23 protein-coding genes are annotated in these 21,751 nt (G+C 72.9%); 13 read left to right on the top strand and 10 right to left on the bottom strand.

What is annotated here, in order from left to right; translation table 11 throughout:
* Positions 1 to 52 precede the first annotated feature (52 nt).
* From pstC to phoB, 5 genes are all read left to right on the top strand, one after another.
* Positions 53 to 1,030, top strand: a complete 978-nt coding sequence (pstC, locus tag C4T42_RS18805; RefSeq protein ID WP_026605081.1) for a phosphate ABC transporter permease subunit PstC — start codon at positions 53 to 55, stop codon at positions 1,028 to 1,030.
* A 12-nt stretch (positions 1,031 to 1,042) separates the two neighbouring features.
* A complete protein-coding gene (pstA, locus tag C4T42_RS18800; protein ID WP_020094140.1) occupies positions 1,043 to 1,933 on the top strand; it encodes a phosphate ABC transporter permease PstA in 891 nt (296 codons plus the stop codon).
* Positions 1,934 to 1,955: 22 nt separating this feature from the next.
* The gene (pstB, locus tag C4T42_RS18795) at positions 1,956 to 2,771 is read left to right on the top strand and encodes a phosphate ABC transporter ATP-binding protein PstB (protein ID WP_020094141.1); all 816 of its coding nucleotides are present in this window, start codon (positions 1,956 to 1,958) and stop codon (positions 2,769 to 2,771) included.
* A gap of 109 nt (positions 2,772 to 2,880) precedes the next feature.
* Positions 2,881 to 3,600: a phosphate signaling complex protein PhoU gene (phoU, locus tag C4T42_RS18790; RefSeq protein ID WP_020094142.1), complete on the top strand. Its 720-nt coding sequence runs from the start codon at positions 2,881 to 2,883 to the stop codon at positions 3,598 to 3,600.
* A 122-nt stretch (positions 3,601 to 3,722) separates the two neighbouring features.
* A complete protein-coding gene (phoB, locus tag C4T42_RS18785; RefSeq protein ID WP_042671704.1) occupies positions 3,723 to 4,418 on the top strand; it encodes a phosphate regulon transcriptional regulator PhoB in 696 nt (231 codons plus the stop codon).
* A 179-nt stretch (positions 4,419 to 4,597) separates the two neighbouring features.
* On the opposite strand, the gene C4T42_RS18780 is transcribed toward phoB, so the two are convergent.
* Positions 4,598 to 6,754, bottom strand: a complete 2,157-nt coding sequence (locus tag C4T42_RS18780) for a protein-disulfide reductase DsbD domain-containing protein (protein WP_020094144.1) — start codon at positions 6,752 to 6,754, stop codon at positions 4,598 to 4,600.
* Between the two features lie 137 nt (positions 6,755 to 6,891).
* Complete coding sequence (locus tag C4T42_RS18775) at positions 6,892 to 8,730, bottom strand: aminopeptidase P family protein (protein ID WP_020094145.1); 1,839 nt, start codon at positions 8,728 to 8,730, stop codon at positions 6,892 to 6,894.
* Positions 8,731 to 8,868: 138 nt separating this feature from the next.
* Here C4T42_RS18775 and C4T42_RS18770 point away from each other — a divergent pair, with 138 nt between their 5' ends.
* Entirely contained in the window at positions 8,869 to 9,114 is a 246-nt protein-coding gene (locus C4T42_RS18770) for a hypothetical protein (protein ID WP_020094146.1), read from the top strand.
* On the opposite strand, the gene C4T42_RS18765 is transcribed toward C4T42_RS18770, so the two are convergent.
* Complete coding sequence (locus tag C4T42_RS18765; protein ID WP_020094147.1) at positions 9,115 to 9,303, bottom strand: Rmf/CrpP family protein; 189 nt, start codon at positions 9,301 to 9,303, stop codon at positions 9,115 to 9,117.
* Between the two features lie 50 nt (positions 9,304 to 9,353).
* Entirely contained in the window at positions 9,354 to 10,274 is a 921-nt protein-coding gene (locus tag C4T42_RS18760) for a 50S ribosomal protein L11 methyltransferase (RefSeq protein ID WP_020094148.1), read from the bottom strand.
* Between the two features lie 291 nt (positions 10,275 to 10,565).
* Here C4T42_RS18760 and C4T42_RS31995 point away from each other — a divergent pair, with 291 nt between their 5' ends.
* From C4T42_RS31995 to modB, 4 genes are all read left to right on the top strand, one after another.
* Positions 10,566 to 10,709 carry a hypothetical protein gene (locus C4T42_RS31995; RefSeq protein WP_020094149.1) on the top strand — a complete coding sequence of 48 codons (144 nt, stop codon included), beginning with the start codon at positions 10,566 to 10,568 and terminating at the stop codon, positions 10,707 to 10,709.
* 213 nt (positions 10,710 to 10,922) lie between these two features.
* On the top strand, positions 10,923 to 11,063 hold the full coding sequence (locus tag C4T42_RS18755) for a hypothetical protein (RefSeq protein WP_234082796.1): 141 nt from the start codon (positions 10,923 to 10,925) through the stop codon (positions 11,061 to 11,063).
* Positions 11,064 to 11,171: 108 nt separating this feature from the next.
* Positions 11,172 to 11,987, top strand: a complete 816-nt coding sequence (gene modA, locus C4T42_RS18750; protein ID WP_020094151.1) for a molybdate ABC transporter substrate-binding protein — start codon at positions 11,172 to 11,174, stop codon at positions 11,985 to 11,987.
* A 15-nt stretch (positions 11,988 to 12,002) separates the two neighbouring features.
* Complete coding sequence (gene modB / locus C4T42_RS18745) at positions 12,003 to 12,695, top strand: molybdate ABC transporter permease subunit (RefSeq protein WP_020094152.1); 693 nt, start codon at positions 12,003 to 12,005, stop codon at positions 12,693 to 12,695.
* A 30-nt stretch (positions 12,696 to 12,725) separates the two neighbouring features.
* Here modB and C4T42_RS18740 read toward each other — a convergent pair whose 3' ends face one another.
* Positions 12,726 to 13,382, bottom strand: a complete 657-nt coding sequence (locus C4T42_RS18740; protein WP_020094153.1) for a glutathione S-transferase — start codon at positions 13,380 to 13,382, stop codon at positions 12,726 to 12,728.
* Between the two features lie 62 nt (positions 13,383 to 13,444).
* Between C4T42_RS18740 and modC the strand changes: the two genes are divergently transcribed.
* The 3 genes from modC to C4T42_RS18725 all read left to right on the top strand — a co-directional run bounded on the left by modC (position 13,445) and on the right by C4T42_RS18725 (position 16,801).
* Positions 13,445 to 14,548, top strand: coding sequence for a molybdenum ABC transporter ATP-binding protein (gene modC / locus C4T42_RS18735; RefSeq protein WP_020094154.1), 1,104 nt, complete (start codon positions 13,445 to 13,447; stop codon positions 14,546 to 14,548).
* Positions 14,549 to 14,726: 178 nt separating this feature from the next.
* Complete coding sequence (locus C4T42_RS18730; RefSeq protein ID WP_234082799.1) at positions 14,727 to 15,167, top strand: TadE/TadG family type IV pilus assembly protein; 441 nt, start codon at positions 14,727 to 14,729, stop codon at positions 15,165 to 15,167.
* Complete coding sequence (locus C4T42_RS18725; protein ID WP_103985605.1) at positions 15,164 to 16,801, top strand: TadG family pilus assembly protein; 1,638 nt, start codon at positions 15,164 to 15,166, stop codon at positions 16,799 to 16,801. The genes C4T42_RS18730 and C4T42_RS18725 overlap by 4 nt, the downstream gene beginning before the upstream one ends.
* A gap of 49 nt (positions 16,802 to 16,850) precedes the next feature.
* On the opposite strand, the gene C4T42_RS18720 is transcribed toward C4T42_RS18725, so the two are convergent.
* From C4T42_RS18720 to C4T42_RS18700, 5 genes are all read right to left on the bottom strand, one after another.
* On the bottom strand, positions 16,851 to 17,441 hold the full coding sequence (locus C4T42_RS18720) for a PAS domain-containing protein (RefSeq protein ID WP_020094157.1): 591 nt from the start codon (positions 17,439 to 17,441) through the stop codon (positions 16,851 to 16,853).
* 470 nt (positions 17,442 to 17,911) lie between these two features.
* Complete coding sequence (locus C4T42_RS18715; RefSeq protein ID WP_103985604.1) at positions 17,912 to 19,072, bottom strand: M20 aminoacylase family protein; 1,161 nt, start codon at positions 19,070 to 19,072, stop codon at positions 17,912 to 17,914.
* Positions 19,069 to 20,346 (bottom strand): GNAT family N-acetyltransferase, encoded by a 1,278-nt coding sequence (locus C4T42_RS18710; RefSeq protein ID WP_020094159.1) that lies wholly within the window; start codon positions 20,344 to 20,346, stop codon positions 19,069 to 19,071. The genes C4T42_RS18715 and C4T42_RS18710 overlap by 4 nt, the downstream gene beginning before the upstream one ends.
* Positions 20,347 to 20,523: 177 nt before the next feature.
* Positions 20,524 to 20,958 carry a lysozyme inhibitor LprI family protein gene (locus tag C4T42_RS18705; protein ID WP_020094160.1) on the bottom strand — a complete coding sequence of 145 codons (435 nt, stop codon included), beginning with the start codon at positions 20,956 to 20,958 and terminating at the stop codon, positions 20,524 to 20,526.
* A gap of 42 nt (positions 20,959 to 21,000) precedes the next feature.
* A complete protein-coding gene (locus C4T42_RS18700) occupies positions 21,001 to 21,750 on the bottom strand; it encodes a glycerophosphodiester phosphodiesterase family protein (RefSeq protein WP_020094161.1) in 750 nt (249 codons plus the stop codon).
* Between the last annotated feature and the right edge of the window lies 1 nt (position 21,751).

Raw genomic sequence — 21,751 nt, 5'->3', positions numbered from 1 at the left:
CGCTTCCGGGAACGCACCGCGCTACCACGCCCCCCTTCGCAGAGAACCGCGGATGCCCGCTTTGACCGAATCGATCGCCCTCGGCCGAACCCGTTCCGCGACCGCGCGGAAGGCGCCGAGCCGGAGCCTCGACACGCTGTTCCGGACCTGCTCGTACGGCGCGGCCCTGCTGGTGCTGCTCGTGCTCGCCGGCATCCTCGGCTCGATCCTGTACGGCGGCTGGCCCGCCTTCCGCGAGTTCGGCTTCGGCTTCCTGACCTCCAGCGCCTGGAACGTCGGGACCGAGCAGTACGGCGCCCTGGTCGCGGTGATCGGGACTGTCGCCTCCGCCTTCCTGGCCCTGCTGATCGGCGTACCCGTCTCGCTGGGCATCGCGGTCTACCTCACCCAGCTCTGTCCGGGCTGGGCCCGCAAGCCGGTCGCCATGACGATCGAGCTGCTCGCGGCCGTGCCGAGCATCATCTACGGCATGTGGGGCCTGTTCGTGTTCGCGCCGCTCCTGGCGCGCTACGTCCAGATCCCGGTCTCGAACCTCGTGGAGGGCATGCCGATCGTCGGCACGCTGTTCTACGCCCGGGTGCCGTCGGGCGTCGGCGTCTTCACCGCCGGGATCATCCTGGCGATCATGATCGTGCCGTTCATCGCCTCGATCGCCCGCGACATGCTCGACCAGATCCCGACCGTGCTGCGCGAGAGCGCCTACGGGATCGGCTGCACCACCTGGGAGGTCGTGCGCCACGTGCTGGTGCCGCAGGCGGCCGTCTCGATCATCGGCGCGATCATGCTCGGCCTCGGCCGGGCGCTCGGCGAGACGATGGCGGTGACCTTCGTGGTCGGCAACGCCAACCGGCTCTCGGCCTCGATCTTCGACCCCAGCTCGACCATCGCGTCGCGCATCGCCAACGAGTTCAACGAGGCGGACGGCCTCCAGCTGAACGCGCTGATGGCTCTGGGCTGCATCCTGTTCGTGATCACCTTCGTGGTGCTCATCATCGCCCGGCTGCTGACGCGCCGCGTCCAGGCCGCCTGAGGAGCACGCGCGATGGTTTCCTCCAGCACGATCGCCGCCACCGCCCAGCGCCGCCCCGGCCGGGTCCGCCAGGGGCGCCGCGTCGCCGACCGGACCCTGCGCGTCGCCTGCACCGGCGCCACCGTGGTGGGTGCCCTGGTCCTCGGCTCGATCCTGGTGATGCTGATCGTCCAGGGCGTGCGCGGCTTCACGCCGACCCTGTTCACCAACCCGACCCCGGGCCCGGGCTCGGAGGGCGGCGGCATCGCCAACGCCATCCTGGGCAGCCTCGTTCTGACCGGGATCGGCATCCTGATCGCGACGCCGGTCGGCGTCATGGCCGGGACCTTCCTGGCCGAGTACGGGCGCGGCTCGAAGCTGGCCGCCCTGATCCGCTTCCTCAACGACGTCCTGCTCTCGGCGCCGTCGATCCTGATCGGCCTGTTCGTCTACACGCTGATGGTGCGGCCGATGGGCACCTACTCGGGCTGGGCCGGCGGCGTGGCGCTGGCGATCATCGCCGTGCCGGTGATCGTGCGCACCACCGAGGACATGCTGCGCCTCGTGCCCGGCACCCTGCGGGAGGCCGGCGCGGCGCTCGGCGCGCCGCCCTCGACGGTGATCATGAGCGTGACCTGGCGGGCGGCCTCGGCCGGAATCGTCACCGGCATCATCCTGGCTCTCGCCCGCATCGCCGGCGAGACCGCGCCGCTGCTGTTCACCGCGCTCAACAACAATTCCTGGTTCTCGGCCAACCTGATGGGCGGCGTCGCGAACCTGCCGGTGATGATCTACCAGTTCGCCCTCTCGCCCTACCCGAACTGGCAGGGCCTGGCCTGGGCGGGCGCGCTCCTGATCACCACCACCATCCTGGCGCTGTCGATCATCGCGCGCCTCGTGATCAAGCCGCAGGCCTCGCGCTGAGCCCCCTTTCGAGGACACGACGATGAACGCCGCCTCCGCGATCCCCACGGTCGAGCTGAACCGCAACCGCGCCGAAGAGGGCGGCCCCGTGCGGATCGCCGTCAAGGACCTGAACTTCTACTACGGCAGCTTCCACGGGCTGAAGGACGTCAACCTCAACTTCCACGACCGGCAGGTGACGGCGCTGATCGGCCCCTCCGGCTGCGGCAAGTCCACCCTGCTGCGCTGCTTCAACCGGATCTACAGCCTCTACCCGGAGCAGCGCGCGGAGGGCGAGATCCTGCTCGACGGCGAGAACATCCTCAGCCCCTCCGTCGACCTGAACGAGCTGCGCTCGCGCATCGGCATGGTGTTCCAGAAGCCGACGCCGTTCCCGATGTCGATCTACGACAACGTGGCCTTCGGCCTGCGCCTCTACGAGAAGCTGCCGAAATCCGAGCTCGACGGCCGGATCGAGGAATCCCTGCGCAAGGCCGCCCTCTGGGACGAGGTGAAGGACAAGCTCCGGCAGCCCGGGACCGGCCTGTCGGGCGGCCAGCAGCAGCGCCTGTGCATCGCCCGGACGGTGGCGCAGAAGCCGGAGGTGATCCTGTTCGACGAGCCGACCTCGGCGCTCGACCCGATCTCCACCGGCCGCATCGAGGAGCTGATCGAGCAGCTGCGCGACGAGTTCACCATCGTGATCGTCACCCACAACATGCAGCAGGCGGCGCGCATCTCGCAGTTCACCGCCTTCATGTATCTGGGGCAGCTCGTCGAGTTCGGTCCGACCAACCGGATGTTCATGAACCCGACGGAACGCCGCACGCAGGACTACATCACCGGCCGCTTCGGCTAGTCTGCCGGGCCGCTCCGGTCCCGGGACCGCCGCTCGCGTCTCCGGCGCGCCGGCGGGTCCCGCAAGCCTCCCGGAGGGCCGTCCCCGGGACCCCATCGAAGGATCCGCCATGCCCGGCCATATCGTCACCTCCTACGACACCGACCTGGAGAACCTGCGTCGCTCGATCTCGGAGATGGGCGGCGTCGCCGAGAAGATGACCGCGGAGGCGACCGACGCCCTCGTGCGCCGGGACGACACGCTCGCCCAGGCGGTGATCCTCGCCGACAAGCGCCTCGACGCGCTGCAGCGGGACATCGAGGAGCGCGCCGTGCTGCTGATCGCCCGGCGCCAGCCCCTGGCGATCGACCTGCGCGAGACCATCTCGGCGATCCGCGTCTCCGGCGATCTGGAGCGGATCGGCGACCTCGCCAAGAACGTCGCCAAGCGCGTGGTGGCGATCTCCGACCAGGCGCCGGCCCAGAAGATCGTGCTCGGCGTGCGCCACATGAGCGACCTCGCCGAGGGTCAGCTCAAGGACGTGCTCGACGCCTACGGGAGCCGCGACGTCCAGGCGGCCCACGACGTCTGGGAGCGCGACGGCGAGATCGACGCCCTGTACAATTCCCTGTTCCGCGAGCTCCTGACCTACATGATGGAGGATCCGCGCAACATCTCGTTCTGCACGCATCTCCTGTTCTGCGCGAAGAACGTCGAGCGCATCGGCGACCACACCACCAACATCGCCGAGACGATCCACTACCTCGCCACGGGCGAGACGCTGGCGGGTGACCGGCCGAAGAACGACGCGTCGAACTACGCGACCGTGGACGGCGTGCAGGCGCCGTGAGGCGCCGACCCCGGCGCCTTCCTGTGGGCGCGGCCGGGGTCACTCTCCGTGCGGGTTGAGGCGGGGCGGCGCCTCCTGCACCATCCGGGGACCGCCCGCAGAACGAGTCTTCGAACGTGAGCATGCAAGTCCTGATCGTCGAGGACGAGGAGGCCCTGAGCACGCTGCTCCGCTACAACCTGGAGGCCGAGGGCTTCCTGGTGGATTCGGCGGCGCGCGGCGACGACGCCGAGCTGCTCCTGGCGGAGCGGATCCCGGACCTCGTCCTGCTCGACTGGATGCTGCCCGGCCTCTCGGGGATCGAGCTGTGCCGCCGGATCCGGGCGCGCCGGGAGACCGAGCGCCTGCCGGTGATTATGCTCACCGCCCGGGGCGAGGAGGGCGACCGCGTCCGCGGTCTCGGCACGGGCGCCGACGACTACATCGTCAAGCCGTTCTCGGTCCCGGAGCTGCTCGCCCGGATCCGCGCGCTCCTGCGCCGGGCCAAGCCCGCCCACGTCTCGGACCGGCTAGCGGCCGGCGACCTGGAACTCGACCGCACCGGCCACCGCGTCCGCCGCGGCGGCGAGGAGCTGCATCTGGGCCCCACGGAGTTCCGGCTCCTGGAATTCCTGATGCTGGCGCCGGGCCGGGTCTTCTCCCGCGAGCAGCTCCTCGACGGGGTGTGGGGCCACGACGTCTACATCGACGAGCGTACCGTCGACGTCCATGTCGGGCGGCTGCGCAAGGCGCTGAACGGCCCGCGCCAGACCGACCCGATCCGTACGGTCCGGGGCTCGGGCTACGCCTTCGACGAGACCTTCTCGCTGGAGGCCTGAGGCGGCCTCACTGGCCGTCCGGATAGGACTTCGCTCCGGCGCACCGTCATCGCGAGCGCAGCGAAGCGACCCAGGGCGGCGGGACGCCGATGCGCGCGGCGCTGCTGGGTTGCTTCGCTCCGCTCGCAAAGACGGTGGGACGGGCCCGCGAAGATCCGCGCGTCCCGGTCTCCAGGGATTCAGCGCGCCAGCGCCGCGCTCCGGCCCGAGGCGGCCGGCACCGCCTCCAGCGCCGCCAGGACCGTCCCCTCGGTGAGGATCTGCGGCAGCACCTGGGGCTCTCCCGTCCCGGTATAGAGCAGGTAGAGCGGGACGCCGCTGCGCCCGTGCTTCTCCAGGAGGCGGGTAATCTCGGGGTTCTGGTTGGTCCAGTCGCCCTTCATGTAGGTCACGCCGCGCTCGGCCATCGCGGCCCGCACGGCCTTGGTGTTGAGCGAGGTCGCCTCGTTGACCGCGCAGGTGATGCACCACGCGGCGGTCATGTCCACGAAGACGGGGCGGTGCGCGTCGACCAGGGCGTCGAGGCGCGCCTGCGTGAACGGCTCGATCCCGTCGGCGGCGGCCTGCGCGGCCGGCGCGGCGCGGTCCCGGGGCAGGGTGACGGCGAGGGCCCCAACGGCGATCAGCGCCAGCGCGGCGGCGGCCTGCGCGACCCGGCCGGCCCGCGGCGGGGCGGCGCGGCCGTGCTCCCAGGCCCAGGCGGCGAAGCCCACGAGGACGAGGCCGATCAGCGCCGCCAGCAGCCCGCGCGGGTCGACCTGCTGCGCCAGCACCCAGATCAGCCACGCCACGGTGGCGTAGACCGGGAAGGCCAGCACCTGCTTGAGGGTCTCCATCCAGGCGCCCGGCCGCGGCAGCGCCCGCAGGGCCGGCGGCCAGAGGGTCAGGAGCAGGAAGGGCAGGGCGAGGCCGAGGCCGAGGCTCGCGAAGACGGCGAGCGCCACGCCGGCGCTCTGGGTCAGCGCGAAGCCCACCGCCGAGCCCATGAACGGCGCCGTGCAGGGCGTCGCCACCAGGGTCGCGAGCACGCCGGTGAAGAACGAGCCGCTCAGGCCGCCGCGCCGGGTGAGGCCGTCGCCGAGGCCGGCGAGCCGGCCTCCGACATGGACCGCGCCCGAGAGGCTCAGGCCCATCGCGAACAGCAGGTAGGCGAGCCCCGCCACGATGGCGGGCGACTGGAGCTGGAACCCCCAGCCGATCGCGGCCCCGCCGCTCTTCAGGCCGATCAGCGCGGCGGCGAGCGCCAGGAAGCTCGCCAGGACGCCGGCCGTGTAGGCGAGGCCGTGGAGCCGCAGCCGAGCCGGCCCCTCGCCCGCGTGCCGCACGAGGCCGAGCACCTTGATCGACAGGACCGGGAAGACGCAGGGCATCAGATTGAGGATCAGGCCGCCGAGGAAGGCGAAGGCCGCGGCGGTCGCCAGCGTCAGCGCGTCGAAGTCGGCGGCGGCCGGCGCGGTCGCGGGCGGCGCGGTCGCGGCCGGCGCCGCGGCGGCCGGGAGGACCGGCTCGTCGCCGTACGCGAAGGCGAGCCGGCGGGTCCCGGCGGCGTCGACCGCCTCGACCGTCAGGACGCCGGGCAGCGCGGCGGGCACCGGGTCGGTCGGGCTGCTCCGGGCGAGGGTCAGGTGCAGGCCGGTCCCGTCGACGCTCATCACCTGCGCGGCGGCGTTGTCGATCGCCGTCTCGGCGTAGGGGAAGTACGCGGCGTTCCGGACCGCCTCGGGCTTGAGGCCGGCCGCGACGAAATCGAGGCGCAGGGTGTCGCCCTGGCTCGACAGGCTCAGGGGCCAGAGCGCCGGCACGGGGAGCGCGGCGCGGGCGCGCGCGAACAGCGCGGCGTTGGCCGGGTCCGGCTCGGCCTTGCCGACCGGCAGGGTCAGGGCGAGATCGGCCGAGCCGGGCACGCACTCGGTCTCGCAGACGAGGTAAGTCAGCTTGGCCTGGATCCGCACCGGGTCGGCCGGGTCGAGGCTCGGCGGCGGCGTCACCGGGACGAGGAGCGTGACCTCACCCTCGTAGCCGTAGTTCATGAGAGTCGCGATCGGGATGCGCTCCGGCGCCGGCCAGCGGATCGCGCTCGCGTTGAAGCCGGCCGGCAGAGTCCAGGTCACCTCCGGGGGCAAGCCGGAATCGCCCGGGTTGCGCCAGTAGACGTGCCAGCCGGGCTTGACCTGCATCCGCACCGCCAGCGTGAAGGGCTGCGCGCCGGCGACGGCGGCGGGCTCGGCCACGAGGCTCGCGCGCACGAGGTCCGCGGGCGTGCGGAACCCCTGTGCCGCGGCGGCCGAGAGGCTCGCGGCGACGGCCAGGATCAGGAGGGCGAGGCGGCGGATCATGCTGTCCCTTCGCGCGCGGGGCGGTCGCGGTTTCACGCGCGGCGTGTCGGGCTCGGCGCGGGCGTTTCCATGGCGTCCGGTCTTACCATGGCGTCGGGTCTTACCACGGACCGCGTTCGGGATCCCCTGCGGCCGGCTCACTCCTCGAGCGGCGCCGTCGCCCGCTCGAGCCAGTCGCGCGTCGCGGTGTCGAGCCCGGGCGCCAGGGTCTCGCGGACCCTCGCATGATAGGCGTCGATCCAGGCCCGCTCCCCGGGTTCGAGCAGGTCCGGCCGGATCAGCCGGCGGTCGTAGGGAGCGAGCGTCAGCGTCTCGAAGCCGAGCATCGGGCGCTCCCCGCCCGCGATCGCGCGGGCCTCGACCAGGACGAGGTTCTCGATCCGGATGCCGTAGGCGCCGCGGGCGTAGTAGCCCGGCTCGTTCGACAGGATCATGCCGGGCTCGAGCGCCACCGTGCCGGTCTTGGCGATCCGCTGCGGCCCCTCGTGCACCGACAGGAAGGCGCCGACGCCGTGACCGGTGCCGTGGTCGAAGTCGAGGCCCGCCTGCCAGAGCGGTGCCCGCGCGAAGGCGTCGATCTGGGCGCCGGTCGTGCCGACCGGGAACACCGCCCGGGCGATGGCGACGTGCCCCTTCAGCACCCGCGTGAACCGGTCGCGCATCTCCGGGCTCGGCGCGCCGACCGCGACCGTCCGGGTGATGTCGGTAGTGCCGTCCGGGTACTGCGCTCCCGAATCGATCAGGAACAGCTCGCCCGACTGGACCGCCCGGTCCGTGGCGCGGCTCACCCGGTAGTGGACGATCGCGCCGTTCGGTCCGGAACCCGAGATCGTGGGGAACGAGACCTCGCGCAGGTCGCCGCCGGCGGCCCGGAAATCTTCTAGGGCCTCGACGGCGGCGATCTCGGTGAGGCCGCCGGCCACGGCCGCACCGTCGAGCCAGGCGAGGAAGCGCGCGACGCTCGCCCCGTCCCGGACATGGGCGGCGCGGGCGCCCGCGATCTCGGCGGCGTTCTTGACCGCCTTCATGCCGGTTATCGGGTCCTTGCCGACATCGGCCGTGCCGCCGGCGGCCTCGATCTTCTCCTTCAGGGCGACGGCGCCGGTCGCGGCGTCGAGGCGGACGCGCACGCCCGCCAGGGATGCCAGCCCGTCGTCCAGGTCCGCTCGCGGCAGGATCTCGGCGATCGGCGCGAGCTCCGCCCGCAGGGCCGGATCGATGTTCGGAGAGACGAGGTACAGCCGGGCCCGTCCCTCGCGCGGCAGGATGGCGTAACCCAGCGCCAGGGGCGTGTGGGCGACGTCGGACCCGCGCAGGTTGAAGGCCCAGGCCAGGTTGTGCGGGTCGGAGATCACCAGGGCATCGCAGCCGCCCTCGGCGAGCGCCGCCCGGATTCGGCCGAGCTTGTCGGCGGCCCCCTCGCCGCACAGCGCGTCGGGATGGACCACCACCGGACCGGCCGGCGACCGCGGCCGACCGGCCCAGACCGCGTCGACGAGGTTCGGCACCGCCCGCACGGTCCCGCCGGCGCGGGTCACGGCCCGCTCGAGGCGCGCCAGACCGTCCGGGGTGTGCAGCCAGGGATCGTAGCCGAGCACCTGATCCCGCCGCAGGTTGGCCCCGACCCAGGCCTCCGGCGTCGATTCGGCGAGCGGCACCACCGTGACGAGGCCGGTATCGACCTGCTCGGGCGCCTGCAGGGTGTAGCGCCCGTCGACGACCAGCGCCGCGGACTCCATCAGGATCACGGCCGTGCCGGCCGAGCCGGTAAAGCCCGTGAGCCAGGCCAGCCGCTCGGCGTCGGCGGGAACGTATTCCGACTGGTGCTCGTCGGCCCGCGGCACGACGAAGCCGTCGAGCCCGGTCTCGCGCAAGGCGGCCCGCAGCGCCTCGATCCGCTCGGCACCCTTCCGGTGGCTCGGGTCGTCGAAGCTCTGGAAGCGTTGACGCTGTCGGGACGGACGGGTCTCGGTCATGCGGCGAGCCTAGCGCCCGCCGCTCCCGCGTCGCAACACCCTGTTGTCATGAGAAAGAGGTTGGTCGGAGGTCGGTTGCGGTGCTTAAAGATCGTTAGCAATCTTATCACGCCGCGGATTCTCGCTTATTACTCAGACATGCCACGCCGCGTTTACTACCGGATCAGCGACAGACCCGACGGCCGCTTCGACGCCGTCGTGACGATCGAGCCCGACACGGTCGTCCGCCGCGACGGCTTCGATTCGCTCGCCGAACTCGAAGAGTGGATCGACGGCCTGCGCACGCTGATGGCGGCGCTCGGCGCGCCGGTGTCGCAGGCGGACGCACCGGGGTCGCCGGCCGAGACCGCGGGCGCGCCGGACCGGCTGCGCACCGCGCGCTGATCAGCCGTTCGTGATCGGCAGGTCCGGCGCCCGGTCCGCGGGTGCCCCATCGTAGCCCTCGAGCCAGGCCCGGCGCGCGGGCGAGTCGGCCGGATAGGGGCAGGCATCCTTGGGCCGCCCCTGCGCCCGGGCGCGGGCGCCCTCGGCGATGGGGTCCGCGGGCGGATCGTGGAGCGACGTCTGGCTCATGGCCGGACAACACGCCGGCGCGCGGGGAGTTCGGGGCGATGCCGCGCGGGTCAGCGCCGCGGACGCTGCGCCGCACCGCCGCGCGTCAGGACCAGGGCGACCCACCCCTCGATCACGCCGCGCCGCACGAGGGAGAAGCCCTGGAGACGGTAGGCGGAGAGCACGCCCGGCACGTCGCGCTCGATCAGGCCGGACAGGACCAACACACCCTCGGTGGCGACGACCCGCGCCAGGGTCGGCGCCAGGAGCCTGAGTGGCCGGGCCAGGATGTTGGCGAAGACGAGATCGAAGTGGCGCGGCCGGTCGGCGAGGCGGTGGCGGACCCCGGGCCCCTCGTAGAGCTTGAGGTAGGGGCCGAGCCCGTTGGCGCGGGCGTTCTCGCGGGCCGTGCGCACGGCCTCCGCGTCGAGGTCGCCGGCCACCACGGGCTGCCGCAGGGCCTTGGCGGCCGCGAAGGCGAGGATCCCGGTTCCCGTGCCGACATCGAGGACGTGGACCGGGCGCCGGCGCTTGAGTTCCGAGACCAGGGCGCGGAGGCAGCCCAGCGTCGTTCCGTGATGCCCGGTCCCGAAGGCGAGGGCGGCCTCGATCTCGATGGCCAGATCGTTGCCCCGGACGGAGGCGCGGTCGTGCGAGCCGTGGACGAGGAACCGGCCCGCCCGGACCGGCTTCAGGCCCTCCAGCGACGCGCGCACCCAGTCCTGCTGGTCGATCGTGCGGAACTCCGCCGCGTCGGCCGCGTCGCCGATGACTGGGCGGATCAACTCGCGGACGTAATCCTCGTCGGGGGCGTCCGCGAAGTAGGCCTCAAGCCGCCACGTGCGCCCGTCCTCGTCCTCGAAGGCCGCCACCGCGGTCTCCGTGGGATCGAACATCTCTCCGAGGAGGTCGGTCATCGCGCGGGCCGAGCGTTCGTCGGTCAGCAGACGCAGGACGTGGGACGGGCGATGGGGCGGCAGGCCTTCGAGCATGGTGCCCGGCTGTAACGCCGGGGCGCGCCGCAGCCCAGGGGCTGGCGCGAAAAAATCCGGGCCCGGCAAGGGTGGGGCCGCGGGGCAGGGCGGCGGAGCGGACCGGCGGCCCCGCCCGTTGTTGCCGGACGGTCACAAGCGCCAATACTTATCTTCTGCGCGACTTAAACCAGTGTCCACAGCCATCGCGTGTGCTTAAACAATCTCGGCTTACCCAAGGCCGGACCCTCAACTCGGGCGCGCCGCACTTCCCGGAGCGGCGCGCCTGTTTTGACAGACGATCGTGCTGCCATGACCGCGCCTCTCCTCATCAGCGTCGCCTTCGCGGCCGTGACCGCGGGCGCCGCCACGCTCTGGGCCTTGCTGGTCGCGAACGGCATGAACGGCATGCCGGAGGCGCGCCCGACCGAGCGGCACGACATCCGGACCTGGTGACGGCGCGACACCGATTCGCGCGAGCGGGCGCCCAGGAATGAGGCAGGTTGTTCGCGCGTTAACCAAATGATGTACGGCAGCTGCGGAACTGGCCGACTTGCGCGGCGTTTTTGCCGGCTTTTTACGTGAATCACGATTGAGCAGGGTGCGTACAGCGTGACCAAGTCCCGGCGTTCCGGCCCCCGCGGGCCCGTGGTCGTCAACGGTGCGGCCGTGCCTGCCCGACCACGCGAGCGGATCTTCGGCGGTCCCGCACCGGACGGGCCGCTCCCGGGCCATCTCCTCGTCCTGCTGAGCCGCCTCCACCGGGCCGAGGCCGAGCCCAAGGACCGGCCGGAGGCCAAGCTCGGCTGACGCGCGGTCACCCGGGTCGGCCGGGCCTTGGCCGACCGCCCGCGCGCGCCTATGATCCCCGTCGTTCCCCGCCGTATATAGCGGGTCGCGACCGGAGAGATCTGCGTGATGCCCCTGACTCGACGGATCCTGGTCGCCTGCGCGCTCGCGGCGCTGGTCCTCGCGCCGACCGACAGAGCCGCGCGGGCGGACGAGCCGGTCGTCGTGTTCGCGGCCGCGAGCCTCAAGAACGCCCTCGACGACGCCGCGGCAGCCTGGACGAAGGCGACCGGCAAGACCGCGCGGATCTCCTACGCCGGCTCGAACGCCCTCGCGAAGCAGATCGAGGCGGGGGCGCCGGCGGACCTGTTCATCTCGGCCGACCTCGCGTGGATGGATTACGTCGACCGGGCCGGGCTGCTGAAGGCCGGCTCGCGGATCGACCTCCTGCGCAATGCCCTGGTGCTGATAGCCCCGGGGCCGAAGGACAGCGCCGCGGATCCGCAGGTGGCCCTGGCGCCGAACCTCGGCACCACGCTGACGCGGATCCTCGGCGGCGGGCGGCTGGCGATGGCGACGATCGACGCCGTTCCCGCCGGCAAGTACGGCAAGGCCGCCCTGGAGAAGCTCGGCGCCTGGGACGCCGTGAAGGGGCAGGTCGCCCAGGCCGAGAACGTGCGCGCCGCCCTCCTGCTGGTCGCCCGGGGCGAGGCGCCGCTCGGCATCGTCTACGCCACCGACGCGGCCGCGGACCCGAGCGTCCACGTTGTGGCGACCTTCCCGGCCGACAGCCACCCGCCGATCGTCTATCCGGCGGCGGTGACCCGGGAGTCGCGCAACCCGGATGCCGGGACGCTGCTCGGCTACCTGCGCGGCCCGGAGGCCCGGGGCTCCTTCGAGCGCCAGGGCTTCACGGTGGTCGCGCAGCCCGGCGCCAGCCAGTAGCGGCGCGCCGCCCCCTTGCTCGGGCTCACGCCGGACGAGTGGACCGCCGTCGGCCTGAGCCTGCGGGTGGCGACGGTGGCGACGCTCGCGAGCCTCGTGCCCGGCCTCGCCGTGGCGTGGCTGCTGGCGCGGCGCCGGTTCCCCGGCCGCGCCCTGCTGGACGGGCTGGTCCACCTGCCGCTGATCCTGCCCCCGGTCGTGACCGGCTACCTGCTGCTGCTGGCCTTCGGCCGGCGCGGCCCGCTCGGCGCGCCCCTCGCCGAGATCGGCGTGGTCTTCTCCTTCCGCTGGACCGGGGCGGCGCTGGCCTGCGCGGTGATGGGCTTCCCGCTCATGGTGCGGGCGATGCGGCTGTCGATCGAGGCCGTGGACCGGCGCCTGGAGCAGGCGGCCGGGACGCTGGGCGCGAACCCCTTCGCGGTGTTCCTGACGATCACGCTGCCGCTCAGCCTGCCCGGGTGCCTCGCGGGCGCCGTGCTGGCCTTCGCCAAGGCGATGGGGGAGTTCGGCGCGACCATCACGTTCGTCTCGAACATCCCGGGCGAGACCCAGACCCTGCCGTCGGCGATCTACACGCTGACGCAGGTTCCGGGCGGGGAGGGGCCGGCCCTGCGCCTCACCCTGATCTCGATCGCGCTGTCGGTCGCGGCGCTGCTGGTGTCGGAATTCCTGGCGCGGCGGGCCGGTCGGCGCCTGGGGGCGGGCTGAATGGCGATCGATCCGGGGCGGGACGCCCGCTCAGGCATACGCGTAGGGCCCGCCCTGCTGCAGCGCCCTCTGGTAGGCCGGACGGGCGTGGATGCGCGCGAGCCAGTCCGCGACGCGCGGGCCCGCGCCCGTGCCGCGCGCCGCGAAGGCCTCCAGCGGGAAGCTCATCAGGATGTCGGCCGCGGTGAAATCGGCGCCGCAGAAATACGGGCGGCCGGCGAGTTCCGTCTCCCAGAAGGCCGCGTGCCGGCGCAGGTCCGGATCGACGAAGCCCCGCAGCACCGTGTCGGCGATCCGGCGGACAAGGGGCCGCAGCGGCCAGGGACTGCCCGGCGCCAGCCGCCCGAAGACCAGCTTCAGCAGCAGCGGCGGCATCGCCGAGCCCTCGGCGTAGTGCGACCAGTAGACGTAGCGCCGCCGCTCCTCCGTCCCGGGTACGGGCACCAGCCGCGCGCCGGCCAGATCCGTCAGGTAGGCGACGATCGCGCCGGTCTCGGCGACCACCGTCCCGCCGTCGGTGATCACCGGCGCCTTGCCCAGCGGGTGGACGGCCAGGAGTTCGGCGGGCGCGCGCAGGGTCCGCGGGTCGCGGGCGTGGCGGATCACGCGGTAGGGCAGCTCCAGTTCCTCCAGCAGCCAGAGCACGCGCTGCGAGCGGCTGTTCTCGAGGTGGTGGACCGTGATCATCGCGGGCAAGTCCGGGCCGGCGTCGGGACGCGCCGGGGCTCCTGTTACGCGAGTCTGTCCGCGTGAGCATCCAGGTCGACGTCCAGCTCCGGCGCGGCGCCTTCGCGCTCGCGGCCGCCTTCGAGGCCGGTCCGGGGCTGACCGCCCTGTTCGGGCGCTCGGGCTCGGGGAAGACCACGCTGATCGACCTGATCGCCGGCCTCGCGCGGCCGGACCGGGGCCGGATCGTCGTCGGCGGCACCCCGTGGGTCGACACCGCGTCCGGCCTGGTGCTGCCGTCGCACCGGCGCCACGTCGGCGTGGTGTTCCAGGACGCGCGGCTGTTCCCGCATCTCAGCGTCCGGACCAATCTCGGCTACGGCCGGGTCTTCGCGCGGCGCCGCGCCGACCCGGCGGCCTTCGCGGCCGTGACCGACATGCTCGGCATCGACCATCTCCTCGACCGGCGGCCCGCCGGTCTCTCGGGCGGCGAGCGCCAGCGGGTGGCGATCGGCCGAGCGTTGCTGGCGAGGCCGCGCCTCCTGCTGATGGACGAGCCCCTCGCGGCCCTGGACGAGGCCCGCAAGGCCGAGATCCTTCCCTACATCGAGCGCCTGCGCGACGAGGCCGGCGTGCCGATCCTCTACGTCAGCCACGCCGTCTCCGAGGTGGCCCGGCTCGCCAACACGGTGATCGTGCTGGAGGCCGGGCGGGTGGCCGCCGCCGGCCCCGCGGAGACGATCCTGCGCCGCGCCGATCTCGTGCCGATCCACGAGGCCGAGGCCGGCGCGCTCCTCGACATGGTCGTCGAGGCCCTCGACGCCGCCACCGGGCTCACGCGCCTGACGGGCGCCGCCGGGAGCCTGCTGGTGCCGGGCCTGTCGCGCCCGGCCGGGACGCGGCTGCGGGTGCGCATCCCCGCCCGCGACGTGCTCGTCGCCACCGAGCCTCCCCGCGGCCTCAGCGCCCGCAACGTGCTGGCCGGCCGGATCTGCGGCCTGACGGCCGCGGGCGCCGAGACGGCGGTGGAGATCGACTGCAACGGCGCCCGTCTCGTGGCGCGCGTGACCGGCGCGGCCGTCCGCGAACTCGGCCTCGCCCCGGGGCGCGAGGTCCACGCCATCGTCAAGAGCGCGTCCTTCGATCCGGCGGGGATCGGCCTGCTGCGGCCTCCGCGGGCGATCTGAGACCGCGACACGGCTCGGCGCGACGAGCCGGTCGAGCCCGGGAGGCGCACCCGGGACGCGAACCACTCGCTTTGGTTGTAAAATTGAGCATTAAAACAACCATTAGTTAGAACATCGCCGCCACGATGGATCGTGCAGTGGTCGTGCTGCGCGAGTCGCGGAGGGCGATGCGATGGGCATGCGGCGCTTGCGCCGGCGGAGCGCGCCGAACGGGTGGACCTGCCGGCGCGGCAGTTCCGCGGTGGAGTTCGCCCTCGTGGCACCCGTGCTGTTCCTGCTCTTCGCCGGGATCGCGGTGTTCGGGATCTGCCTCGGCGCCGCCCACAACCTCCGCCAGATCGCCGCCGAGGCGGCCCGCGCCTCCGTGGCCGGCGTCACGGATGCCGAGCGCGCGAATCTCGCCCAGTCCATGGTGAACCGGAGCCTGAGCGCCGGCGCGATGTTCCGGCCGGGCAGCATCGTCGTGCAGGTCGGGCCGGATCCCAGCGACGCGACGGTGTACACGGTCACCGTCACCCTCGACGCCAACACGCTCGGCATCAACGCCTTCGCGCGCCTGCTGCCGATGCTCCCGACCGTGCTGCGCAGCACCGTCAGCGTCCGGAAGGGCGGCCTGTGATCGGCCGGGGCGGGCGCCTGCGCCGCTTCGGGGCCGCGCGCGGCGGCAACGTCGCGATCCTGGTGGCGCTCGGCAGCGCGATGCTGATGGGGGCGGGCGCGGTCGGGATCGATCTCGGCCTGGTCTTCCAGGCGCGGCGCAAGGCGCAGGGGGCGGTGGACATCGCCGCCATGCTGGCGGCCGTCGATCCGAGCCACGCCGACACGGTCGCCCGCCGCTCCCTCGGCGACAACGGCTACGGCGCGGCGACCGCCACGGTCGCGCCCGGCAGCTACGACGCGAGCACCAAGGGCGTCGCCCCGGGCGGCCGGTTCAGCGCCGGCGGCAGCCCGGCGAACGCGGTGCGGGTCGGCCTCGCGACCTCGGTCCCGGTGACCTTCGGCCGGGCGATCGGCCTGCCCGCCGCGGTGCCGCTGCGGGTGACCGGCACCGCCGCGAGCGCGCAATTCGCCGCCTTCACGATCGGGTCCGGCACGCTGAAGCTCGACGGCGGCATCGCCAACGCCCTGCTCGGCGCGCTGCTCGGCGCCAAGCTGTCGCTCAGCGTCAGCGACTACGATGCCCTGGCCAGCGCCCGCGTCGACGGGCTGCGCGTCCTCGACGCCCTCGGGGCGAGCCTCAACATGCAGGCCGCGAACTACACCGACATCGTTCAGGCGAATGCCAGCGTCGGTCAGATGCTGATGGCGCTCCGGGTCGCCGCGGCGGACAACGGCAGCGCGGTGTCGGCCCTGTCGGGGATCCTCAACGCCCTGCCGAATGCCGGAAACCTCGTCGCGATCGGCCAGGTGGACGGGCTCGGCGACGCCGCCGCGCTGGCGCCGCCGCGGGGCTTCGCCGGCCCCTCGCTCAACGTGCTGAACCTGCTGGGCGCGGCCGCCTCCCTGGCGAACGGCCAGAATCAGGTGGCGATCGATCTCGGAGCCACGGTGCCCGGCCTGCTCTCGACCCGCCTGACCCTGGCGATCGGAGAGCGCAAGCGCAGCTCCGGCTGGGTCCGGCCGGGCAGCCGGAACGCCACCGTGCAGACGGCGCAGACCCGGCTGCTGATCGAGACCACCGTCACGGCGCTCGGGCTCGGAACCATCACCCTGCCGGTCTACGCGGAGGTGGCACCGGCGCAGGCGACCCTGCGGTCGCTCAGCTGCGCCGGGTCCGGCGGACGCAAGGTCACCCTCGACGCGCAGACGGGACTGGCGACGCTGGCGATCGCGCAGGTGCCGCGCACCGCCATCAACGGGGGCAGCGCGAGCCCCGACCTGTCGCAGCCCGCGCCCCTGGTCACGGTGCTCGGGATCACCGTCTCCGGGCGCGCCCTGGCGACGCTCGGCAGCGGGTCGCAGACCCTCGTGTTCTCGGACGCGGACATCGCCAACCACACGGTTCGCACGGTCGCCTCGGGCAACCTGACCCAGTCGCTCACCGGCAGCCTGCTGCGCAATCTCGTGCTGAGCGTCGGCGACGTCGGCGTGCCGCCGCTGATCCAGTCGACCCTGACGACCGCCCTGGGCACCGTGACGCCGGGTGTCGACCTCGTGCTCGACACCGTCCTGCGCAGCCTCGGCCTGCGTCTGGGCTACGCCGACCTCGAGGTCGACGGCACCCTCTGCAACCAGGCCGTGCTGGTGCAGTGAGCCGGGCCGGACGGCCCGGCAGAGCCCCGACAGGACGCGGCAGCCCCGCTCAGTGGCCGCCGCGGCGCGCACCGGTCGTGGAGGCCTTGGCGATGCGCCGTCCGAGGTGCAGCAGCAGCATGTCGATCAGGAGTTGAAGCTCGGAATCCGCCACCCCCTCCAGGGCGTCGCGGCATTCGAGAGCGCGGTCGACCGCCTGGGTGAGCGCGTCCGCGGGCTCGGGCATCGCGCGTGTCGCCGACGGCTCGTCGGTCACGTCGATGATGACACCGTGCCCGAGGCGCCGGCTCGACGCGCCCGGCGGGATCCGGCCGCGATCGAGGATCCGGCGGACCTGCCCCGAGGGCGACAGCGTCCGGTACTCGGCCACGAATAGGCCGCCGCGCTCGCGCAGAGCCTTGAACTGCCGCACCACGGCCGGCCGATCCTCGGGATGGACGCAGGCCTTGGCGACCGAGAGCGGGAGGGGGCGCCCGGCGAGCCCGGCATCCCCGGCCAGCACCTCGGCGGCGCCGGCATCGAGGACGCACCGCTCGGCGCGCGGCGACCACGACCACGCGCCGATGATCCCGGAGGCGTCGAGGGCGGCCGAGAGGTCGACCGGCCGAGGGCGGGGGCCCTGGATTGCGTCGGCCATCATGGGCGAACTCCGGTTCCAGCGCGCACCGTGCCCGCCTTCGTCGGAGATATACAACCGCTGATGGAATTAATGAGCAGTTAACTCAACTCGATAGCCCGTGAAGCATCAACGGCATTCCCCTGCGCGGACGGCGGAATCCAGATCGTCGGGCCGCCGGGCCGCGCCGATCGGGGCCGGGATCGACCCGCTCAGGTTGCAATCGCGGTCGCGCCTCAGCCGAGCTGCGTGAGCAGCGTGAAGGCGCCGAAAATCAGGACCGCCCCCACCGAGGCGGCGAGCAGGATGAGCGCCGCGCGCGATTCCCGCATCTCCGGTGACATGGCGCCCTCCCTTCGCGGCCCGCGTTGGCTCGCGGGCGAGTTCCGTCAGGATTCGCACCGGCCGGCCGCGCTGTCGACGGCCGGACGGGCTCGCGCGGCGACATCGCCCGCCATCCGGAAAGTCCCGGAGGGCGGGGACGGCGCCCGGCGTCAGGCCGCGGTGCGGCGCTCGACCATCCGCGCCAGGAAGGCGCTGCCGATCGGGATGATCGAGTCGTCGAAGTTGTAGCCGGCATTGTGCAGGCCGGGCCCCGGATTGGCGCCGAGCCAGACATAGGCGCCGGGGACCGCCATGGTCATGTCGGCGAAGTCCTCGCTGCCCATCTTGGGCACGACGTTCGACTCGACCTTGTCGGCGCCCAGGAGCTCGGTGGCGACCTCCGTGGCGGCGGCCGCCTGCGCGGGGGCGTTCTCCAGGACGGAGAACACGTCCTGCAGGTCGACCGTGACCTCGGCGCCGTAGGCGGCGCCGAAGCCGGCCGCCAGCTCGCGCATGCGGGTTCCGGCGAGCGCCCGGATCTCCTTGTCGAAGGTGCGGATCGTGCCGGCGAGATGGGCCGTCTCGGGGATCACGTTGTAGGCGGAGCCCGCCTCGATCCGGGTGATCGACAGGACGATGGACTTCAGCGGGTCGGCGTTGCGCGACACGATCGACTGGAGCGCCTGGGCGAGGCCGGTGGCGATGATGATCGGGTCGACGCCCCGGTGCGGCTGGGCGGCGTGGATGCCCTTGCCGCGGATGTGGATGTCGAAGAAGTCCGCCGCCGCCATGATCGGCCCCGGCCGCAGCTTGATCATGCCGTGGCCGCCGCCGGGCTGGTTGTGCAGGCCGTAGATCTCGTCGCAGGGGAAGCGCTCGAACAGGCCGTCCTTCAGCATGGCCCGGGCGCCGCCACGGCCCTCCTCGGCCGGCTGGAACACGAACACCGCGGTGCCGTCGAAATCGCGGGTCTCGGCGAGGTAGCGCGCCGCCCCCAGCAGCATCGTGGTGTGCCCGTCATGGCCGCAGGCGTGCATCTTGCCCGCGTAGGTCGAGCGATAGGGGAGGTTGGTCTCCTCCTCGATGGGCAGGGCGTCCATGTCGGCGCGCAGGCCGATGCGCTTTCCGTTGTCGGTGCGGCCCTTGAGCAGCCCGACCACGCCGGTGCCGCCGACGCCGCGATGGACCTCGCAGCCGAGCTTCTCCAGCATGTCGGCCACGATGCCGGCGGTGCGCACCTCCTCGAAGCCGAGCTCCGGATGGGCGTGCAGGTCGCGGCGCAGGGCCGTCAGCTCGTCGGCGTAGGTCTTGATGCGGTCGATCGGGCTCATGACTCGGAACTCTCGGGGGGGGAGGTGTTGGGGGACGAGGCGTCGGGGGGCGTCGCGCAGGCGTCGCCCGCGTCCGCGCGCCGGAACGGCGTCAGCGTGTCGAGAACGTCGACCGCCTCGGCGACGTGGGCGCGCTCCCGCTGCAAGTAATCGGCCACCGCGCGGCGCAGCGCCGGGTCGGCGATGTCGTGGGCCGAGTGCATCAGGACCGGCCGGTAGCCGCGGGCGAGCTTGTGCTCGCCCTGGGCACCCGCCTCGACCCGCTTCAGGCCCCGGGCAATCGCGAAGTCGATCGCCTGATAGTAGCAGATCTCGAAATGCAGGAAGGGGTGGTCCTCGATGCAGCCCCAGTTGCGCCCGTAGAGCGCGGTATCGCCGATGAGGTTGATCGCCCCCGCGATGTAGGCGTCCCCGCGCTTCGCCATCACGAGGAGCACCCGGTCGGCCATGCGCTCGGACAGGAGCGAGAAGAACCGGCGGTTGAGGTAGGGCCGCCCCCACTTCCGCGAGCCCGTGTCCATGTAGAAGGCGTAGAACGCGTCCCAGTGGGCCTCGGTGATGGCCGCGCCGGTCAGGTGCTCCACGGTGATGCCCGGCGCCAGGGCGTCGCGGCGCTCCTTGCGGATGGTCTTGCGCTTGCGCGAGGCGAGGGCGGACAGGAAGTCGTCGAAGGTCGCGTAGCCGTCGTTCTGCCAGTGGAACTGCTGGTCGGTGCGCTGCAGGAAGCCGGCCGCGCCGGCCCGCTCCCACTCCGGCTCGCGCATGAAGGTGACGTGGATCGAGGAGGCCTTGGTCTCGCCCCGCAGGGCCCGCAGGCCCGCGACGAGGCCGGCCGTGGCCTCGTCGGGATCGGCCCCCGGCGCGATCAGGAAGCGCGGCCCGGTCACCGGCGTGAACGGCACGCTGACCTGGAGCTTGGGGTAGTAGGCGCCGCCGGCCCGCTCGTAGGCGTCGGCCCAGCCGTGGTCGAAGACGTACTCGCCCTGGCTGTGCGATTTCAGGTAGCAGGGCGCGACGCCGAGGCGGACGCCGTCGCGCTCGACCGAGACGTGGAGCGGCAGCCAGCCGGTCCTGCGCGAGACGCAGCCCGAATCCTCCAGCGCCGACAGGAAAGCGTGCGAGAGGAAGGGGTTGTGGGTCTCGTCGCCCGCCGCCAGGGTCTCGGGCGAGAAGGCGCAGGCATCCCATTCCGCCGCGCCGATCTCCTTCAATCCGGGAAGCGCCCGCACGGTCAGTGCGGCGGTCTCCGGCGTCGGCCCGGGTGCTTGCTTCATGGGCCGGACTCTAGCTCCTGACCGGCCGGGGGCAAGCGGGCGGATGCGCGCGGCGACCATGGCAGCGTTGTCAGACGGCCGCCGACGTCACCCGCCCCGCGCTTTCGCGCGGCCTCCAGGACGGCGCGCGGCGACGCGCGCGCGCTCCGAACCGGACGGCGCCGTCGCGGCCCGCGCTCACTCGCCGAGGCGGCCGACGCACGACACGTCGTCCGCCTTGCAGTCGAGGTATCCCTTCAGGACCTTGATCCGCGCGTCGGTCAGCCCCTTCAGGCAGCCGTTGTACTCCATCGCGTAGGCCGAGCCCCCGTCGAGGCCCATGGTCTCGAGGAAGCAGGTCGCGTCCCGGTACGACAGCCAGGCCTTCTGGGCGCCCCGCAGGGCGTCCTTCGTCTTCGGGCCGATCTTCTTCATCAGCTGCCCGTAGACGGCGTTCAGCGCCGTGTCGGCGGCCCGGTAATCGGCAGCCGCGCAAGCGTTGAGATCCGCCTGGGTCGTGCCCGCGCACGGGTCGGCCGCCGAAGCGGGCGCCGGGGAGAGCAGGGTCGCGGCGAGGGCGAGGCCCCCGCAGAGCCGCGCGAATCGGGCGCGCGCGTCACTCGAAGCGGTCATGGCGATCTTGGTCGGACAGAATCGGACAGGGCGTAGGAAAATTCACGGGACGAAGCCCTCGAACACCATCTGGTCCGCGTGCGCGGCCGCGCGGGCGCGCTGCTCCGCATTCCGGACCGTCCAGGTCATGACGGGGATCTGACCGAGCAGTCGGCAGAGGTAGGTCGGGGCGCAGGGCAGGTCGTCCACCCGCCAGGACAGGAAGTCGGGCCGCGTCTCGGCGAGGTGCAGCAGGTCGGAGAGGGACCGGCGGAGCGAGGGCGTCAGGGCCGCGTAGACCGGGTCGTCCTGCGTCGTCTCCGCCACGATGCCCCGCGGGATCGCGGCGGGGCAGAGGTCGCGCAGGGCCGCGACCACCTGCGGGTCGAAGGATTTCAGCGCCACCGGCCCGTCATAGGCGGCGGCCACTTCGGCGGTGCGGGTCGCGAGCCGCAGGTCGCCGTCGTAGCGGGACTTCACCTCGATCACCACCGGCACCGCCCCGGCCACCGCCGCCAGGAAGGCCGGCAGCGTCGGGATCGTCTCCGCGGACCCGGCGACGGCGAGCGTCCCGAGTTCGGCGGCCGACCGGTCGGCCAGAGCCGCACTCGCCCCGGTCAGGCGCCCGAGCGCGGCGTCGTGGAAGACCATCGCCTCGCCGTCGGCGCTGAGCTGGACGTCGCACTCGATGGCGAAGCCGCCCGCGACGGCCGCCCGGGCCGCCGCCAGCGTGTTCTCCGGCCGGCCCGCCGCGCGGTCGTGCAGGCCGCGATGGGCGATCGGCCGCGCGGTGAGCCAGTCGGGGGCGGCCACC

Origin of the sequence: Methylobacterium sp. 190mf (genome assembly GCF_900107945.1) — a bacterium.
In the GTDB taxonomy this organism is placed as follows: Bacteria; Pseudomonadota; Alphaproteobacteria; order Rhizobiales; family Beijerinckiaceae; genus Methylobacterium.
The sequence above is the reverse complement of the archived record's forward strand: the minus strand, read 5'-3'. Positions and strand labels throughout refer to the sequence as shown.

Coding starts and splice junctions, on each gene's coding strand:
- pstC (WP_026605081.1), top strand. CDS start 53: ATGCCCGCTTTGACCGAATCGATCGCCCTCGGCCGAACCCGTTCCGCG.
- pstA (WP_020094140.1), top strand. CDS start 1,043: ATGGTTTCCTCCAGCACGATCGCCGCCACCGCCCAGCGCCGCCCCGGC.
- pstB (WP_020094141.1), top strand. CDS start 1,956: ATGAACGCCGCCTCCGCGATCCCCACGGTCGAGCTGAACCGCAACCGC.
- phoU (WP_020094142.1), top strand. CDS start 2,881: ATGCCCGGCCATATCGTCACCTCCTACGACACCGACCTGGAGAACCTG.
- phoB (WP_042671704.1), top strand. CDS start 3,723: ATGCAAGTCCTGATCGTCGAGGACGAGGAGGCCCTGAGCACGCTGCTC.
- C4T42_RS18780 (WP_020094144.1), bottom strand. CDS start 6,754: ATGATCCGCCGCCTCGCCCTCCTGATCCTGGCCGTCGCCGCGAGCCTC.
- C4T42_RS18775 (WP_020094145.1), bottom strand. CDS start 8,730: ATGACCGAGACCCGTCCGTCCCGACAGCGTCAACGCTTCCAGAGCTTC.
- C4T42_RS18770 (WP_020094146.1), top strand. CDS start 8,869: ATGCCACGCCGCGTTTACTACCGGATCAGCGACAGACCCGACGGCCGC.
- C4T42_RS18765 (WP_020094147.1), bottom strand. CDS start 9,303: ATGAGCCAGACGTCGCTCCACGATCCGCCCGCGGACCCCATCGCCGAG.
- C4T42_RS18760 (WP_020094148.1), bottom strand. CDS start 10,274: ATGCTCGAAGGCCTGCCGCCCCATCGCCCGTCCCACGTCCTGCGTCTG.
- C4T42_RS31995 (WP_020094149.1), top strand. CDS start 10,566: ATGACCGCGCCTCTCCTCATCAGCGTCGCCTTCGCGGCCGTGACCGCG.
- modA (WP_020094151.1), top strand. CDS start 11,172: ATGCCCCTGACTCGACGGATCCTGGTCGCCTGCGCGCTCGCGGCGCTG.
- C4T42_RS18740 (WP_020094153.1), bottom strand. CDS start 13,382: ATGATCACGGTCCACCACCTCGAGAACAGCCGCTCGCAGCGCGTGCTC.
- C4T42_RS18730 (WP_234082799.1), top strand. CDS start 14,727: ATGCGGCGCTTGCGCCGGCGGAGCGCGCCGAACGGGTGGACCTGCCGG.
- C4T42_RS18720 (WP_020094157.1), bottom strand. CDS start 17,441: ATGATGGCCGACGCAATCCAGGGCCCCCGCCCTCGGCCGGTCGACCTC.
- C4T42_RS18715 (WP_103985604.1), bottom strand. CDS start 19,072: ATGAGCCCGATCGACCGCATCAAGACCTACGCCGACGAGCTGACGGCC.
- C4T42_RS18710 (WP_020094159.1), bottom strand. CDS start 20,346: ATGAAGCAAGCACCCGGGCCGACGCCGGAGACCGCCGCACTGACCGTG.
- C4T42_RS18705 (WP_020094160.1), bottom strand. CDS start 20,958: ATGACCGCTTCGAGTGACGCGCGCGCCCGATTCGCGCGGCTCTGCGGG.